18 protein-coding genes are annotated in these 14,316 nt (G+C 67.3%); 9 read left to right on the top strand and 9 right to left on the bottom strand.

Annotated elements, in window-relative coordinates:
* Positions 1-407: 407 nt before the first annotated feature.
* Positions 408-1,862 carry a chromosomal replication initiator protein DnaA gene (gene dnaA / locus QK288_RS02820; RefSeq protein WP_281267647.1) on the bottom strand — a complete coding sequence of 485 codons (1,455 nt, stop codon included), beginning with the start codon at positions 1,860-1,862 and terminating at the stop codon, positions 408-410.
* A gap of 465 nt (positions 1,863-2,327) precedes the next feature.
* Between dnaA and rpmH the strand changes: the two genes are divergently transcribed.
* From rpmH to QK288_RS02775, 9 genes are all read left to right on the top strand, one after another.
* Positions 2,328-2,465, top strand: a complete 138-nt coding sequence (gene rpmH, locus QK288_RS02815) for a 50S ribosomal protein L34 (protein ID WP_071299798.1) — start codon at positions 2,328-2,330, stop codon at positions 2,463-2,465.
* 98 nt (positions 2,466-2,563) lie between these two features.
* Positions 2,564-2,914 (top strand): ribonuclease P protein component, encoded by a 351-nt coding sequence (rnpA, locus tag QK288_RS02810; RefSeq protein ID WP_281266300.1) that lies wholly within the window; start codon positions 2,564-2,566, stop codon positions 2,912-2,914.
* Positions 2,911-3,291 carry a membrane protein insertion efficiency factor YidD gene (yidD, locus tag QK288_RS02805; protein WP_348639034.1) on the top strand — a complete coding sequence of 127 codons (381 nt, stop codon included), beginning with the start codon at positions 2,911-2,913 and terminating at the stop codon, positions 3,289-3,291. The genes rnpA and yidD overlap by 4 nt, the downstream gene beginning before the upstream one ends.
* 8 nt (positions 3,292-3,299) lie before the next feature.
* Positions 3,300-4,268, top strand: a complete 969-nt coding sequence (yidC, locus tag QK288_RS02800) for a membrane protein insertase YidC (RefSeq protein WP_281267645.1) — start codon at positions 3,300-3,302, stop codon at positions 4,266-4,268.
* Positions 4,269-4,766, top strand: a complete 498-nt coding sequence (locus QK288_RS02795) for a R3H domain-containing nucleic acid-binding protein (protein WP_281266299.1) — start codon at positions 4,269-4,271, stop codon at positions 4,764-4,766.
* A complete protein-coding gene (rsmG, locus tag QK288_RS02790; RefSeq protein WP_281266298.1) occupies positions 4,763-5,401 on the top strand; it encodes a 16S rRNA (guanine(527)-N(7))-methyltransferase RsmG in 639 nt (212 codons plus the stop codon). The genes QK288_RS02795 and rsmG overlap by 4 nt, the downstream gene beginning before the upstream one ends.
* An 85-nt stretch (positions 5,402-5,486) precedes the next feature.
* A complete protein-coding gene (locus QK288_RS02785; RefSeq protein WP_281266297.1) occupies positions 5,487-6,380 on the top strand; it encodes a ParA family protein in 894 nt (297 codons plus the stop codon).
* Positions 6,380-7,360 (top strand): ParB/RepB/Spo0J family partition protein, encoded by a 981-nt coding sequence (locus QK288_RS02780; RefSeq protein ID WP_281266296.1) that lies wholly within the window; start codon positions 6,380-6,382, stop codon positions 7,358-7,360. Before QK288_RS02785 ends, QK288_RS02780 begins: the two co-directional genes overlap by 1 nt.
* 260 nt (positions 7,361-7,620) lie before the next feature.
* Entirely contained in the window at positions 7,621-7,932 is a 312-nt protein-coding gene (locus tag QK288_RS02775) for a helix-turn-helix transcriptional regulator (protein WP_281267644.1), read from the top strand.
* A 2-nt stretch (positions 7,933-7,934) separates the two neighbouring features.
* On the opposite strand, the gene QK288_RS02770 is transcribed toward QK288_RS02775, so the two are convergent.
* The 8 genes from QK288_RS02770 to trxB form a co-directional block, all read right to left on the bottom strand.
* Complete coding sequence (locus QK288_RS02770) at positions 7,935-8,522, bottom strand: ATP-dependent Clp protease proteolytic subunit (protein ID WP_281266295.1); 588 nt, start codon at positions 8,520-8,522, stop codon at positions 7,935-7,937.
* Entirely contained in the window at positions 8,519-9,172 is a 654-nt protein-coding gene (locus tag QK288_RS02765; RefSeq protein WP_281266294.1) for an ATP-dependent Clp protease proteolytic subunit, read from the bottom strand. Before QK288_RS02765 ends, QK288_RS02770 begins: the two co-directional genes overlap by 4 nt.
* Before the next feature lie 103 nt (positions 9,173-9,275).
* Complete coding sequence (locus QK288_RS02760) at positions 9,276-9,833, bottom strand: YdcF family protein (RefSeq protein WP_281266293.1); 558 nt, start codon at positions 9,831-9,833, stop codon at positions 9,276-9,278.
* Between the two features lie 66 nt (positions 9,834-9,899).
* Complete coding sequence (locus tag QK288_RS02755; RefSeq protein ID WP_281266292.1) at positions 9,900-10,862, bottom strand: D-alanine--D-alanine ligase; 963 nt, start codon at positions 10,860-10,862, stop codon at positions 9,900-9,902.
* A gap of 46 nt (positions 10,863-10,908) precedes the next feature.
* Positions 10,909-12,213: a PLP-dependent aminotransferase family protein gene (locus QK288_RS02750; RefSeq protein WP_281266291.1), complete on the bottom strand. Its 1,305-nt coding sequence runs from the start codon at positions 12,211-12,213 to the stop codon at positions 10,909-10,911.
* Between the two features lie 182 nt (positions 12,214-12,395).
* On the bottom strand, positions 12,396-12,740 hold the full coding sequence (locus QK288_RS02745; protein WP_281266290.1) for a hypothetical protein: 345 nt from the start codon (positions 12,738-12,740) through the stop codon (positions 12,396-12,398).
* A 138-nt stretch (positions 12,741-12,878) separates the two neighbouring features.
* Positions 12,879-13,205 (bottom strand): thioredoxin, encoded by a 327-nt coding sequence (gene trxA / locus QK288_RS02740; protein ID WP_017887828.1) that lies wholly within the window; start codon positions 13,203-13,205, stop codon positions 12,879-12,881.
* A 60-nt stretch (positions 13,206-13,265) separates the two neighbouring features.
* Positions 13,266-14,252: a thioredoxin-disulfide reductase gene (gene trxB / locus QK288_RS02735; RefSeq protein ID WP_281266289.1), complete on the bottom strand. Its 987-nt coding sequence runs from the start codon at positions 14,250-14,252 to the stop codon at positions 13,266-13,268.
* Positions 14,253-14,316: the final 64 nt, after the last annotated feature.

The raw sequence follows: 14,316 nt of genomic DNA, 5'->3' as shown, positions 1-14,316 counted from the left end.
CCCGGATTTCTTGTCATCCCGCCGTCCACAGGGTTGGCCCAGGGATCCCGATCGTTAAGCAGGAATAAGAGTGTTAACGCCTGTGCACACTGTGGATAACTCTGTGCATGCCTGTCAGCGACAGGGAACTACAACCGTGTGACTTGTGGGCGGGGTGTGAGCGTTAACGGGATGAATGAATCTCATCTATCCACTTCCATCCCCAGTCTCCACAGATGCCCCATCCACTGTGAACAACCATCCGGCGTGTCATCCACAGTTATCCACAGGCTTTCCACACTGTGAGAACTCCGCCGCATGGAACCGTCTCAGATGGTGGACGCGCGCCGACGCGCGCCGATCTCGGGAACCCGAGGCGGGCCTCCCGTCAGTGTGAACAGATGTTCCGGCGGTCGCGAGCGATGCGCTCAGCGGTACCGGCGGTCCTGCTTGATGCGGCTGGTCAGCTCGGTCACCTGGTTGTAGATGGACCGGCGCTCCTTCATGAGCTCCGCGATCTTCTTGTTCGCGTACATCACCGTCGTGTGGTCCCGGTTGCCGAACAGCTGCCCGATCTTCGGCAGCGACAGGCTCGTCAGCTCCCGGCAGAGGTACATCGCGATCTGTCGTGCGGTGGCGATCGCCTGCGAGCGGGACGACCCGTAGAGGTCGTCGACCGAGAGCTTGAAGTACTCCGCGGTGTGGTTGATGATGTCCGTCGGCGCGATGACGTTGTCCTCGTCGAGCGTGATCAGGTCCTTCAGGACCGTCTGCACGAGCGCCATGTCGACGGCCGTCCGGTTCAGGCTCGCGAACGCGGTGACGCGGATGAGCGTCCCCTCGAGCTCACGGATGTTGCTCGACACCTTCGACGCCATGAACTCGAGGATGTCGTCCGGCACCTGCAGGTGGTCGGACTGCGCCTTCTTGCGGAGGATCGCGATGCGGGTCTCGAGGTCCGGCGCCTGCACGTCGGTGATCAGGCCCCACTCGAACCGGCTGCGCATCCGGTCCTCGAAGCCGGTGAGGTGCTTCGGCGCGACGTCGGACGTGATGACGACCTGCTTGTTGTGGTCGTGCAGCGTGTTGAACGTGTGGAAGAAGGCTTCCTGCGTCGAGTCCTTGCCCTGGAGGAACTGGATGTCGTCGATCAGGAGGATGTCGATGTCGCGGTACCGCTGCTGGAACTGGTTCGAGCGGTTGTTCGCGATCGAGTTGATGAAGTCGTTGGTGAACTCCTCGCTCGACACGTACCGCACCCGGATCCCCGGGTAGAGGCTCTCGGCGTAGTGGCCGATCGCGTGCAGCAGGTGTGTCTTGCCGAGGCCGGAGTCGCCGTAGATGAAGAGCGGGTTGTAGGCCTTCGCCGGCGCTTCCGCCACGGCGACCGCGGCGGCGTGGGCGAACCGGTTCGAGGCGCCGATGACGAAGTTGTCGAAGTTGTACTTCGGGTTCAGGCGCGACTCCGGGCGACCGCTCGTCCCCGGTGCGTCGATCTGGCTCGGGACGAACGGTGCCTCGATGTACTGGCGGGGCGCTGCGCTCTGCTCGACGACCTGGTCGGCGGCGACCGGTTCGGCGTAGGTCGGCACGGTCGGCTCGACGCGGGGCTCCGAGGCCATGTCCGGGTTCACGGTGATCGCGAAGTTCGCCACGGTGTCGTCGCCGATGCGCGAGACCGCCTCGGTGATGGGGACCCGGATGCGCTGCTCGAGCATGCCGCGGGTGAGGTCGTTCGGGACCTCGAGGTAGAGGGTGCCGGCGAGGACGCCCTTCGGCTCGACGAGGTTGAGGAAGCCGTGCAGCTGCGGGGTGATCCGGTCGTCCTCCGCGAGGAGTCCGAGGACCGACGACCAGAGGTCCTCGACGGGGTCGGCCGGCATCGTCATGTCGCGCTCGTCTCCAGGGGTCTCGTGTGGTCGGTGCTGCGGACGTGCCAGGGCGCACGGGCGGGCGCGGTGGCGGTCGGTTCCCGGCGAGTCGTCCGTGGCTTCGGGTGGCTTCGTCGACGCCGTCGTGCCGCGGGCTTCCCACAGGGTTGTCCACAGTGTTGTCCACGATCGCCCTGGGCCGCGAGGTCGGAGTGCTCCCCCGTCGTACCGGGCCTGCGGGCGGATCGTTCCGACCACTGTAAAGGACCGAGGCGGGTCACACCGAACGGAAGTTGTCCCCAATGTGGACAACGTGCTCCGTCCTGGCAGTCGTCATGAACGAGGTGATCGGCGTTTGACCTCCTCGCCGCTGTCACGTACCGTTAACCAGTTGACTGCGGCCCCCTTGGTCGCGCCCACCTGCGTCAACCAACGTATTCGTGACGGCTCGCCTCGAGCAGCCGTGTGGAGAAGATCATGAGCAAGCGCACCTTCCAGCCGAACAACCGTCGCCGCGCCAAGAAGCACGGCTTCCGTCTCCGTATGCGCACCCGCGCCGGCCGCGCCATCCTGGCCGCACGCCGTGCCAAGGGCCGCACCGAGCTCAGCGCGTAAGACGAACCTGGTCGCAGCTGCACCCCGCGCCGCGTCGGTCGGACCCCGTGTCCGACCGGGCGGCGCTTCGGTGTGCTCAGCGATCGGTCGGTGACGTCGTGCTGGCCCGTGGGAACCGCATCGTCCGTGGGGACGACTACCGGAACACCGTGCGTCGTGGTCGCAGGAGCGCCACGGCGAACGTCGTCGTCTCGGTGGTCCGTCGCACGTCGGACACGTCGGCGCCCACACGGTTCGGCTTCATCGTCGCGAAGACGGTCGGGAACGCGGTGACCCGCAACCTCGTCCGCCGTCGGCTCAAGGCGATCGCGCACGAGCTGCTCGGGTCGGTGCCCGTCGGGCACGACGTGGTGGTGCGCGCACTGCCAGCCGCTGCGCAGGCCGGATGGCCTACCCTGCTCGAAGACGTCTCGCGATCGTTCGCGCGCGGTGTGGAGAAGGCAGCATGAACCGGACGCTCCTGATGCGGGCCCTGTGGGTGGCAGCGTTGCTCCCTCGCAACGCCTGCGTCGTCGTGCTCCGCGCCTACCGTGCCGTGATCTCCCCGCTGTACGGCAACGTGTGCCGGTACCACCCGTCGTGCTCCCGTTACGCGCTGGAGGCGATCCAGCAGTACGGCGTCGTCCGTGGCACCGCGATGGGCGCGTGGCGGATCGGCCGGTGCAACCCCTGGGCCGCCGGCGGCATCGACGACGTCCCCGAGCGGCGCAAGCCCTTCATCGTGAACCGGTTCGGCTTCGTGCTCGCGCCGGTCCAGCAGCAATCGCAGTCCTCGGTCGGCATGGTCCGCCCGGTGCTGCTCCCCCAGCGCACTCGAAAGGCGTGACCGTCCTCATGGCGATCCTCAACACGATCCTCTGGCCACTGAAGTGGGTGGTCTCGGCGATCCTGGTCGGCTTCCACTGGATCTTCGAGTCCCTCGGCATGGACCCGGGCGCCGGCATCACCTGGGTGCTGTCGATCATCTTCCTGACCTTCGTGGTCCGCGCCGCGCTCATCCCGATCTTCGTGCGGCAGATCAAGTCGCAGCGCCGCATGCTCGAGGTCGCGCCGCAGCTCAAGAAGATCCAGGACAAGTACAAGGGCAAGAAGGACCAGTTCTCGCGTGAGGCCATGAGCCGCGAGACCATGGCGCTCTACAAGGAGACCGGTACGAACCCGCTGAGCTCCTGCCTGCCCCTGCTGCTGCAGATGCCGATCTTCTTCTCGCTGTACTCCGTGCTGCACGAAGCGCAGATCAACAAGACGGGCATCGGCCTGCTGACGAACGACCTCGCCGCGTCGTTCGGCAACGCCTCGCTCTTCGGTGCTCCGCTGCACGAGACCTTCACGAACGCGTCCGGCTGGGAAGTCCGGGTCATCGCGGGCTTCATGATCGTCGTGATGACGGCATCGCAGTTCGTCACGCAGCTGCAGCTCGTCGCGAAGAACATGTCCCCGGAGACCAAGGAGTCTCCGATGTACCGCCAGCAGAAGATGATGCTGTACGTGCTCCCCCTGATCTTCGTGATCTCGGGTCTCTCGTTCCCCCTCGGCGTCATGTTCTACTGGCTCGCCTCCAACATCTGGACGATGGCGCAGCAGTACTTCGTCATCCGCAGCATGCCGACGCCCGGCTCCGAGGCGGCCCTCGCCCGTGAAGCCCGCCTGGCCAAGAAGGCCCAGCGTCGTGGGACTCCCGCAGGCGTCCTGGCCGAGGCCGGTGCCGGCGCGGGTGCGGCGGAGATCGAAGCCGTGCGCGTCACGACCCAGCGTCAGCAGCCGGTCGGCAAGCAGCGCTCGAAGAAGAACGGGAAGAAGTAAGTGACCGAGCAGGACATCGCCGCCACCGTCGAGCCCACCGAGGTCGACGACGACACCCGCGACGAGGCGGACATCGCCGCCGACTACATCGAGGAACTCCTCGACATCTGCGACCTCGACGGTGACATCGAGATCGAGGAGCGCGCTGGTCGCGTCTACCTCTCGGTGACCGACGAGGGCAACGCGCTGCGCGTCCTCGCGAAGCCGGACACGGTGTCGGCGCTCCAGGAGCTCACGCGCATCGCCGTGCAGGCGGAGACCGGCGAGTTCAGCCGTCTCATCCTCGACGTCGGCGGTTCGCGTGACGCCCGCGCGTCGGAGCTCCAGCGGCTCGTCGACACCGCGATCGAGCGCATCGAAGCCGGCTCGGCATCCGCTGCACTCCCCCCGATGTCGTCCTACGAGCGCAAGCTCGTCCACGACCTCGTCGCCGACAAGGGCTTCCGTTCGGAGTCCGAGGGCGAGGGTCGCGACCGTCACACGGTCATCACCCGATGACGGACGCCCCGGTCCTCGAAGCAGAACCGGCGGTCGCCGCGACGCTGTTCGGTGACCGGCTCGAGGCGGCCCGGTCGTTCACGAACGAGCTTGCCCGGCGGGGCGAGGAGCTGGGCCTCATCGGCCCGCTGGAGCTGCCACGGTTGTGGACGCGACACATCCTCAACTCCGCCTTGTTGGCGCCGCTCCTGGAGGCTGATGGTCGCGTCGGCGACGTCGGCTCCGGTGCCGGGTTGCCGGGTCTCGTGCTCGCGATCGCCCGTCCTGACGTGTCCATGACGCTCATCGAGCCGATGGAGCGTCGGGTGGACTGGTTGCAGTCCGAGGCAGACCGGCTCGGCCTCGACAACGTGACGGTGCTGCGCGCGCGGGCCGAAGACGTGTCGGACGACCTGGTGCTCGACCAGGTCACAGCGCGGGCCGTCAGTGCGCTCTCGAAGCTGATCCCCATCACGGTGCCGCTCGTCCGGTCCGGCGGGCAGCTCATCCTGATGAAGGGCGCGCGGGTCGATGACGAGGTGACCGCGGCACGCAAGGTCATCCTGCGGAAGCGTCTCTCGGATGTCGAGGTGCTCGAACTCGGAGTCGGTGTGGTCGAGGAGACCACGCGGGTGTTCCGGGCTACAGTTGACTGACGCCGTGCGGCGCTGAGATCGTTCGTGGATCGGGCGCAGCGCCCCGCGTTCCACGTGAAACATCGAACCGGGGAAGAGGCACTCGTTGAGTTCATCGACCGACTACGACGCGTCGACGCCGCTCGCGCGTGAGATCGCTGATCTGAACCGGCGCCGGCGGGCCATCGCCACAGAGCAGTTCCCGCTGCCGGACAAGACCCGCATCATGACGGTCTCGAACCAGAAGGGCGGCGTCGGCAAGACCACGACGACCGTGAACCTGGCGGCTGCTCTTGCGCACGGCGGTGCGCGAGTGCTCGTGATCGACCTCGATCCGCAGGGCAACGCGTCGACGGCGCTCGGTGTGAACCACCAGGCGGAGGTCGCGAGCATTTACGACGTGATCGTCGACGAGGCTCCCATCGCGGACACGGTGCAGCGCTCCCCCGAGTCCGAGACGCTCTGGTGTGTCCCCGCGACGATCCACCTGGCCGGTGCGGAGATCGAGCTCGTGTCGCTCGTGGCGCGCGAGCAGCGGCTCCGGACAGCCCTCGATCAGTACCTCTCGTCGCTCGACGAGCCGTACCACTACGTCTTCATCGACTGCCCGCCGTCCCTCGGGCTGCTGACGATCAACGCGTTCGTCGCTGCGCAAGAGGTCTTGATCCCCATCCAGTGCGAGTACTACGCGCTCGAAGGGCTGAGCCAGTTGCTCCGGAACATCGAGCTCATCGAGCGTCACCTGAACCCGAACCTGCGGGTGTCGACGATCCTGCTCACGATGTACGACAGCCGCACGAACCTCGCGAACCAGGTGGCCGCGGACGTTCGCGAGCACTTCGGGGACCAGGTGCTCAAGGCGATGATTCCCCGGTCAGTCCGGGTGAGCGAGGCGCCGAGCTACGGTCAGAGCGTCGTGGCGTACGACGTCAACTCCACTGGTTCGCTTTCCTACCTGGAGGCGGCCGCCGAGATCGCAGCACGAGGAGCGAAGCACTGATGGCACCCAAGCGGACCGGACTCGGCCGGGGAATCGGCGCACTCATCCCCACGGCTGCTGACCAGCAGGAACGCCCGGTCGACGTGTTCTTCCCGACCGGCGGATCGCCCTCGTCGGCGCCGGCCGTCGACGGTGGCACTGCGGAGGATCTCGTCGCGGTCCCCGGTGCTCGTCTCGCGAACCTCAACCCGCTCGACATCGTTCCGAACGCGCAGCAGCCTCGTCTGGAGTTCCGCGAAGAGGAGCTCCAGGAGCTCGTGCACTCCATCCGCGAGATCGGCGTGTTGCAGCCGATCGTGGTCCGACCACTCGCGGGCGCCACCGGCACGCAGCCGCAGTACGAGCTGATCATGGGCGAGCGCCGGCTGCGTGCGACGAAGGAGCTCGGTCTCGCGACGATCCCGGCGATCGTCAAGGACACCCCGGACGACGCGATGCTCCGGGACGCGCTGCTTGAGAACCTCCACCGCGCGAACCTCAACCCGCTCGAAGAGGCGTCTGCCTACCAGCAGCTCCTCGCGGACTTCGGGATCACGCAGGAGCAACTCGCGCAGCGCATCGGTCGATCGCGCCCGCAGATCACGAACACGATCCGTCTGCTTCGGCTCCCCTCTCCCGTGCAGCGCCGTGTCGCGGCTGGCGTGCTGTCCGCCGGACACGCTCGAGCGATCTTGGCGGCGCCGGATGCCGAGGCGATGGAGTACCTCGCCGAGAAGATCGTGAACGAGGACCTCTCCGTCCGCCAGGCCGAGGCGGCGGCGCAGCAACTGGCGCAGGGCAGCCCGAAGAAGACGCCGACGCAGCCGAGCAAGCGGGACGCGCACTTCGCGGACGTCGCCGAGCGCCTGGGTGATCGCTTGAACACCCGCGTCCGGATCGCGGTCGGCGCCCGCAAGGGTCGCGTGACGATCGACTTCGCCAACGCCGCGGACTTGAACCGCATCCTCGGCGAACTCGGCGCCGAGGATGTCAACGGCTGACAGACGCACTCGAAGGGCGCATGTTCCACGTGGAACGGAGCGCCCATCAGGGTCCGGGGGGCTGCGCTGAACGGCCTTGTGCGGCCGCTTGCGGGCCGAACGGGTGGATTTGCGTGTGACGGCCGGGGAGGCGCCTTCAGTGGGTGCAGCGCGCCTTGAGCCGCGCCGCCGTACCTGTTCGCTGTAGGCGTTCCATGTGGAACATCGCGAACGGCGTCGAACGGCCAAGCTGGACCTGCAGCCGACTTGAGGAGACGCCGATGTCCGACAGTGATTCCACCGAGCCCCTGTGGCGATACGTTGTGGGCGCACGACTCCGCGACCTCCGGCGTGATCGAGCCGCCACCATCAACGACGTCGCCCGGCGTGCGGGAGTGTCACCGCAATACCTGTCGGAGATGGAACGCGGACGCAAGGAGCCGTCGAGCGAGATGATCGCCGCGGTGGCTGGTGCGCTGGACACCTCGCTCCTCGACCTCACCAGTGCTGTCGCCGAAGGACTCAGAGCGCGCGCGAACAACGACTCCAGCGCCGGCTCGCAGGTCCGGACGGAGTTCGCGCTGGCGGCCTGACCTCAGCGTGCCGCGAGGACGTGGTCGATCAGTCCGTACTCACGGGCCTGGATGGCCGAGAACACGCGGTCGTGGTCCGTGTCGGCGCGGAGGCGTGCGGCCGTCTGCCCGGAGTGCTCCGCCACGATCGCTTCCATGTCGCTCCGGATGCGCACGAGCTCGTCCGCCTGCAGGATGAGGTCCGGGATCGTCCCCTGCCCCTGTGACGCCGGTTGATGGAGGACTACTCGCGCATGTGGCAGGGCCGCACGCTTGCCTGCAGCGCCGGCAGCGAGGAGAGCAGCTCCGACTCCCACGGCCTGTCCGACGCAGGTCGTCGCGACGTCGGGCTTGAGGAAGCGCATCGTGTCGTAGATGCCGAGCATCGCGCTGGGGTCTCCCCCGTCGCAGTTGACGTAGAGCTGGACCTCCGAGTCCGGGTTGTCGGACTCCAGGTACAGCAGCTGCGCGATGAGGGTGTTCGCGACCCCGGCGTCGATCGCGGTACCGAGGTAGACGATGCGCTCGGTGAGCAGGTGGGAGTAGACATCCATGATGCGTTCGCCGCGCGCATCACGGGCGACGACGTTGGGGATCGTGTAGCTGCTCATCGCGCCACCTCCAGTCCCACACCGTCGACGCCGGTACCGACGAAGCCCGTCCGCGATCGTCCGGCCCGCGGCGTGGGAACGATGTCCTCGGCGCTCGTGAGGACGACGTCGACGAACCCGTAGTCCAGTGCTTCCTGGGCGGAGTACCAGTGGTCGTGGAGCGAGTCCTCGAAGACGCGGTCGAGTGGCTGCCCGGTGTCGCTCGCGATGAGTCCGAGCACGGTGTCGCGGGTGGAGCGCAGGGCGTCTGCTTGCAACTCGATGTCCACGGCCGAACCACCGATGCCCGCTGACCCTTGGTGCATCAGGACGCGGGAGTGTTGGAATGCGCGGCGCTTCCCCGGCGCCCCGGCGGAGAGCAGGAACTGTCCGGCACTGCAGGCCATGCCGAGGACGAGCGTGCTCACGTCGTTCGGGATTGCCCGCATGAGGTCGCGGATCGCGAGCATCGCGGGGACGGAGCCACCGGGCGAATGGATCCAGAGCTGGATGTCTGTGGCGGGGTCGTCAGCGCTCAGCGTGAGCAGCTGCGTCATGAGGAGCGTGCCGTTGTCGTCGTCGAGTGCCCCGTCGAGGACGAGGACCCGCCGCTCGAGCAGCTCTCGACGCGCATGCATGTCGAACATCGGGATGGAGGGTGAATCAGCCATGTGCTCAGCGTCTCCCCGTGCGGGACCGCGCGCACGGCATGCTGCTGAGAGCAGCGCTGCCGACAGCAGCGCGAGTGTTCCACGTGGAACACTCGGCGGTCCGTCAGCGCAGCGCGCGCAGCTTCAGGAGCCCCACCACGGCGAACAACGGCTTCACGTAGGACATCTCCCCGAAGCGGTGTTCCCGGCCGCGCACGAGGCGCGCAGCGAGGTCGGGGCGCTGTCGCCGCAGGTACTCGCGCGCCTTCTCGGCGTGCAGCGCGTTCGACGCGAAGACGATCCAGTCCGCGGACTCGAGATCGGGGATCACGTTGCGGACGTTCTCCCAGGTGCTGGTACTCGCCGTCTCCTCGATCAGCGGGCCGTTCCAGCCGAGATCGGAGCGGATGTGCCGGGCGAGGAGGGTCGCCTCAGCGACGGCTCCACGGACCGATCCCCCACTGGTGATGATCGTCGAGGATCCCGGCACGGCAGACCGGACGGCCATCCGTGCGCGCCATCGGTTGATGCTGTTCGCGGTGGGCCCCGGGTCTGCGAACCCGAGCACCACGACGACGCCGTGGCTCGTTCTCCCGATCCGAGCGGTGCCGAGACGACGAGTGGACGCACGGGCGTGCACCCACTCGGACCAGAAGACTCCTCCGAGAGCGGCGCCGATCACCGCGGCTGCGATGGACGTTCCACGTGGAACACGCACTCGGGTAACCCTCGCACGGGGCATTCGCGACTACGCGTTGTGGTCGCGCATCGCCTGCTCGGCGAGTTCGGCGTACGTCCACCCGAGGTCGAACCCCGACGCGGACAGTGCTTGCGGCACCAGGGAGGTCTCGGTGAGACCCGGGAGCACGTTCGCCTCCAGGAACCAGGGGGTCCCCGCGCCGTCGATGATCAGGTCGACGCGGGAGATGTGCCGGAGACCGAGCGCACTGTGGGCAGCGACGGCCGCCGACGCTGCTGCCGCCGCGTGCTCGTCCGAGAGACGGGCCGGCGTGTAGAACGTCGTCTCCCCCGCGTTGTACCGTGCCTCGAAGCCGTAGAAGCCGTTCCTGGGCACGATCTCGACCGGAGCCAGGGCCACGGGACCGTCGCCCGTGTCGATGATCCCCACGGCCACCTCGGTGCCACGGATGAGCTGCTCGACGACGACGTCGTCGCAGTACGTGTACGCGGTCACCATCGCTCGCGGGAGGTCGTTCGTGTCCTCGACGAGCGTGACGCCCTGCGCGCTCCCGCCCCGTGCTGGCTTCACCGCGAGCGGGACCGGGTGCTCTGCCGCGATGCTCTCGAGGACCCCGACAGCACCGAGCTCGCGGAAGACGTCGTGGGACAACGTCACCGAGCGCGGGGTGTGCACGCCGGTCCTGGCGACCAACGCGGACGCCGTGGGCTTGTCCCATGCCAGCCGGGCCGACGTGGAACGTGAGCCGACGAAGGGGATGTCCAGGGCCTCCAGGATGCCGCGGAGCGCGCCGTCCTCGCCGGACGCTCCGTGCAGGGCCGGCCACACGACGTCCGGGCGGGACTCGGTGAGGGCCGGCAGCAGGGACGCGTCAGCGTCCCGGAGGTCGACCTGCCAGCCGTACCCCGTCAGCGAGTCAGCCACGCGCCGGCCCGAGCGCAGGGAGACATCACGCTCGTGCGAGATGCCCCCAGCGACGACGACGACGTGACGACGGGTGAGCTCGGCCATGCGAGGAGACCTCCGGGTACTGCGTGAAGCGCGTGAAAAGTGCTGATCAGGAGATGTTCGGCGGCGGAGCGCTCACCGAGGAGCCCTGACGCACCACGGTGTTCGGACGCGTCGCGGGCCCGAACGTCTCGATGAGTTCGAGCTCGTCGTTGACGACGTTCGCGAGCCGCTTCACGCCGACGCGGATCTGCTCGGCCGTCGGGTAGCAGAACGACAGACGGATGTGCTGCTGACCGCGACCGTCCGCGTAGAACGCGGTACCGGGCGTGTAGGCCACGAGCTCCTTGACCGCACGCGGCAGCATCGCCTTGGAGTCGAGCGATTCCGGCAGGGTCAGCCAGACGAAGAACCCACCGTTCGGCTTCGTCCAGGTCAGGTCCGGGAGGAACTCCCCCAGCGCGGAGAACATCGCGTCGCGACGCTCCGTGTAGATGCCGCGGAAGGTGTCGACCTGGCCCTTCCAGTCGGCTGCGTCGAGGTAGGCGTTCACGACGTACTGGCCGAAGGAGTTCGGCGCGAGGACCGCTGATTCGTTGGCGAGGACGAGCTTCTCGCGGATCGCGTGCGGCGCGAGGGCCCAGCCGACGCGGAAGCCGGGTGCGAGCGTCTTCGAGAACGACCCGAGGTACACCACGCCCTCGTCGTCGATCGACCGGATCGCCTGCGGCGCGGGCTCGTCGAACCAGAGGAGTCCGTACGGGTTGTCCTCGAGCACCAGGATGTTGTTCGAGCGGCAGATGTCGAGCACCTCGATGCGGCGCTCGCGGCTCATGGTGACGCCGGCGGGGTTGTGGAAGTTCGGGATCGTGTACAGGAACTTCATCCGCTTGCCTGCTGCACGGAGGTTCGCGATCGTCTCGCGGAGCGCCTCCGGCACGAGACCGTGCTCGTCCGTCGCCACGTGGACCGTCTCGGCCTGGTACGAGCGGAACACGCCGATCGCACCGACGTACGACGGGGACTCGGCGAGGACGACGTCGCCCGGATCGATGAACAGCCGAGTGACGAGGTCGAGCGCGTGCTGCGAGCCGGTCGTCACCACGACGTCCTCGGCGCTCGCACGGATGCCCTCGAGCGACATGATGTCCACGATGTGCTCGCGCAGGGAGCGCAGGCCCTGTCCGCCGCCGTACTGCAGGGCCATGGCGGCGTCCTCGGCCATCACGCGGTCCAGGGAGCCCGTGACGAGCTCACGCGGGAGCGCGGAGACGAACGGCATGCCGCCGGCGAGCGAGACCACCTCGGGCCTCGACGCGACGGCGAACAGCGCTCGTACCTCGGATGCGCTCAGCCCGGCGGTGCGCTGGGCGTAGGAGTCGTACCAGGGGTCGAGACTGTTGCCGTTGGTCATCGAGTTCTCCGTTCACTCGGCATTCCAGCCACAGTACGACATGCAACCCGGAAACCCGGGGTCCCGGGCGCAGGCCGATCGGAGTTCCGTGGCCCCTCGCGGGCACAGCGAACGCCCCGCCCTCCGATGGAATGGAGGACGGGGCGTTACGGAACTGCTCAATCAGGTACGGAACTGCTCAATCAGCAGTAACGCCAAGAGTCAAAAGGATTGACGCTTCCCGAGTACGAGGCCGTGCGACCTGCGGCAACGGATTGACACGGACTCCAGCCGCTGCCGAACACCATGGCATGGACCTGAACACGAACCGAGTTGCTGTAGCAATTCTGAAGTGTGTACCAGTAAAGGTTGCCGCTCTTCCCCTTCTTGAAGACCATCTGTGGTGCGATGTTGCAGGGGCCTGCCGGGACGCGGAGCGAACGCTCTCCCTCTGTATCGGCGCTGGCTGCCAGCGGTGTGGCGAGACTGCCGCCGACCAGCAGGCCCGCGGTGATGAACCCTGTGATGCACTTTCCGAAACGACTCATTATTGACTCCTTCGGCACCCCGATGATGCGTGGAGCCAACCTACTGAACGGCGGAATGTCAGTCAAGACCAACAACGAACGAACGCCCCGCCCTCCGATGGAATGGAGGATGGGGCGTTCGGGTCTGTGTGCGGGTGCCTACGCGAGGAACTCCGCGAGGTCGGCCTCGAGCGCCGGCTTCGGCTTGGCGCCGATGACGGTCTTCACGACCTCGCCGCCCTTGAACACCTTCATCGCCGGGATCGACGTGATCTGGTAGTTCATGGCCGACTGGGGGTTGTCGTCGACGTTGAGCTTGACGATCTCGATCTTGCCGGCGTGCTCCTCGGCGATCTGGTCGAGGATCGGCGAGACGGCGCGGCACGGGCCACACCACTCGGCCCAGAAGTCGACGAGGATCGTCTTGTCGGACTTGAGGACCTCGTCCGAGAAGGTGGCGTCGGTGACTGCCTTGGCGTTGGACATGTGTACTCCTTCGGAGTGGTCGGTCAGTGAGGTGAACGGCGGAGACCGCCGTTCAATTCCCTAGGCGGAGACGGTCACGGGCTCGACCGGGGTCTCACCCTCGGCCTGGTCCGTCAGCGAGTCCTCGAGGTCGGCGAGGTACTTCTCGGCGTCGAGCGCTGCGACGGCACCCGAGCCGGCGGCGGTGATGGCCTGCCGGTAGGTGTGGTCGAGCACGTCGCCCGCCACGAACACCCCGGGGACGCCCACGGCCTTCGAGGTGCGACCCTCGACGGCGATGGTGCCCTCCGGCGCCAGTTCGAGCTGCTTGTGGACGAGGTGCACCCGCGGGTCGTTGCCGATCGCGATGAACAGGCCGTCGAGCGCGAGCTCGCTCTCGGTGCCGTCGACGGTGTCCTTCAGCGTGACGCCCTCGACCGAAGAGGCACCGGTGATCCCGACGACCTCCTTGTTCCACGCGAACTCGATCTTCGGGTCGTTCATCGCGCGGTCCTGCATGATCTTCGACGCGCGCAGGGTGTCCTTGCGGTGGATGACCGTGACCTTGTCGGCGAAGCGCGTCAGGAACGTCGCTTCTTCCATCGCGGAGTCGCCACCGCCGACGACGGCGATGTTCTTCTGTCGGAAGAAGAAGCCGTCGCAGGTCGCGCACCACGAGACACCGTGGCCGGACAGGCGCTCCTCGTCGGCGAGGCCGAGCTGACGGTACGCCGAGCCGGTCGCGTAGATGACCGCGAGGGCCTCGTACGTCTCGCCGGAGCCGACGGTGACCTTCTTGACGTCGCCCGTGAGCTCGACGGAGACGGCGTCGTCGTACAGGACCTCTGCGCCGAACTTCTCGGCCTGTTCCTGCATCTTGATCATGAGGTCGGGACCCTGGATGCCCTCGGGGAAGCCCGGGAAGTTCTCGACCTCGGTCGTCTTCGTGAGCTCGCCACCCGTCTCGACGCTCGATGCGACGATGAGTGGCTCGAGCTGGGCGCGTGCGGCGTAGATGCCGGCGGTGAACCCGGCCGGGCCGGAACCGATGATGATGAGCTGGCGCATGCCTGAATGCCCTTCCGTTGCGTCTGACCGGGTCAACACATGGTACCGGCGCGGCATTCCGCAG

This window comes from Curtobacterium sp. 9128 (genome assembly GCF_900086645.1).
In the GTDB taxonomy this organism is placed as follows: domain Bacteria; phylum Actinomycetota; class Actinomycetes; order Actinomycetales; family Microbacteriaceae; genus Curtobacterium.
The sequence above is the reverse complement of the archived record's forward strand: the minus strand, read 5'-3'. Positions and strand labels throughout refer to the sequence as shown.

Bases quoted from the DNA above. Each gene is read 5' to 3' on its own strand.
- trxB (WP_281266289.1), bottom strand. From the start codon at position 14,252: ATGCGCCAGCTCATCATCATCGGTTCCGGCCCGGCCGGGTTCACCGCC.
- QK288_RS02745 (WP_281266290.1), bottom strand. From the start codon at position 12,740: ATGAGTCGTTTCGGAAAGTGCATCACAGGGTTCATCACCGCGGGCCTG.
- rpmH (WP_071299798.1), top strand. From the start codon at position 2,328: ATGAGCAAGCGCACCTTCCAGCCGAACAACCGTCGCCGCGCCAAGAAG.
- QK288_RS02780 (WP_281266296.1), top strand. From the start codon at position 6,380: ATGGCACCCAAGCGGACCGGACTCGGCCGGGGAATCGGCGCACTCATC.
- QK288_RS02770 (WP_281266295.1), bottom strand. From the start codon at position 8,522: ATGAGCAGCTACACGATCCCCAACGTCGTCGCCCGTGATGCGCGCGGC.
- yidD (WP_348639034.1), top strand. From the start codon at position 2,911: ATGAACCGGACGCTCCTGATGCGGGCCCTGTGGGTGGCAGCGTTGCTC.
- QK288_RS02750 (WP_281266291.1), bottom strand. From the start codon at position 12,213: ATGACCAACGGCAACAGTCTCGACCCCTGGTACGACTCCTACGCCCAG.
- dnaA (WP_281267647.1), bottom strand. From the start codon at position 1,862: ATGCCGGCCGACCCCGTCGAGGACCTCTGGTCGTCGGTCCTCGGACTC.
- yidC (WP_281267645.1), top strand. From the start codon at position 3,300: ATGGCGATCCTCAACACGATCCTCTGGCCACTGAAGTGGGTGGTCTCG.
- QK288_RS02775 (WP_281267644.1), top strand. From the start codon at position 7,621: ATGTCCGACAGTGATTCCACCGAGCCCCTGTGGCGATACGTTGTGGGC.
- rsmG (WP_281266298.1), top strand. From the start codon at position 4,763: ATGACGGACGCCCCGGTCCTCGAAGCAGAACCGGCGGTCGCCGCGACG.
- trxA (WP_017887828.1), bottom strand. From the start codon at position 13,205: ATGTCCAACGCCAAGGCAGTCACCGACGCCACCTTCTCGGACGAGGTC.
- QK288_RS02765 (WP_281266294.1), bottom strand. From the start codon at position 9,172: ATGGCTGATTCACCCTCCATCCCGATGTTCGACATGCATGCGCGTCGA.
- QK288_RS02755 (WP_281266292.1), bottom strand. From the start codon at position 10,862: ATGGCCGAGCTCACCCGTCGTCACGTCGTCGTCGTCGCTGGGGGCATC.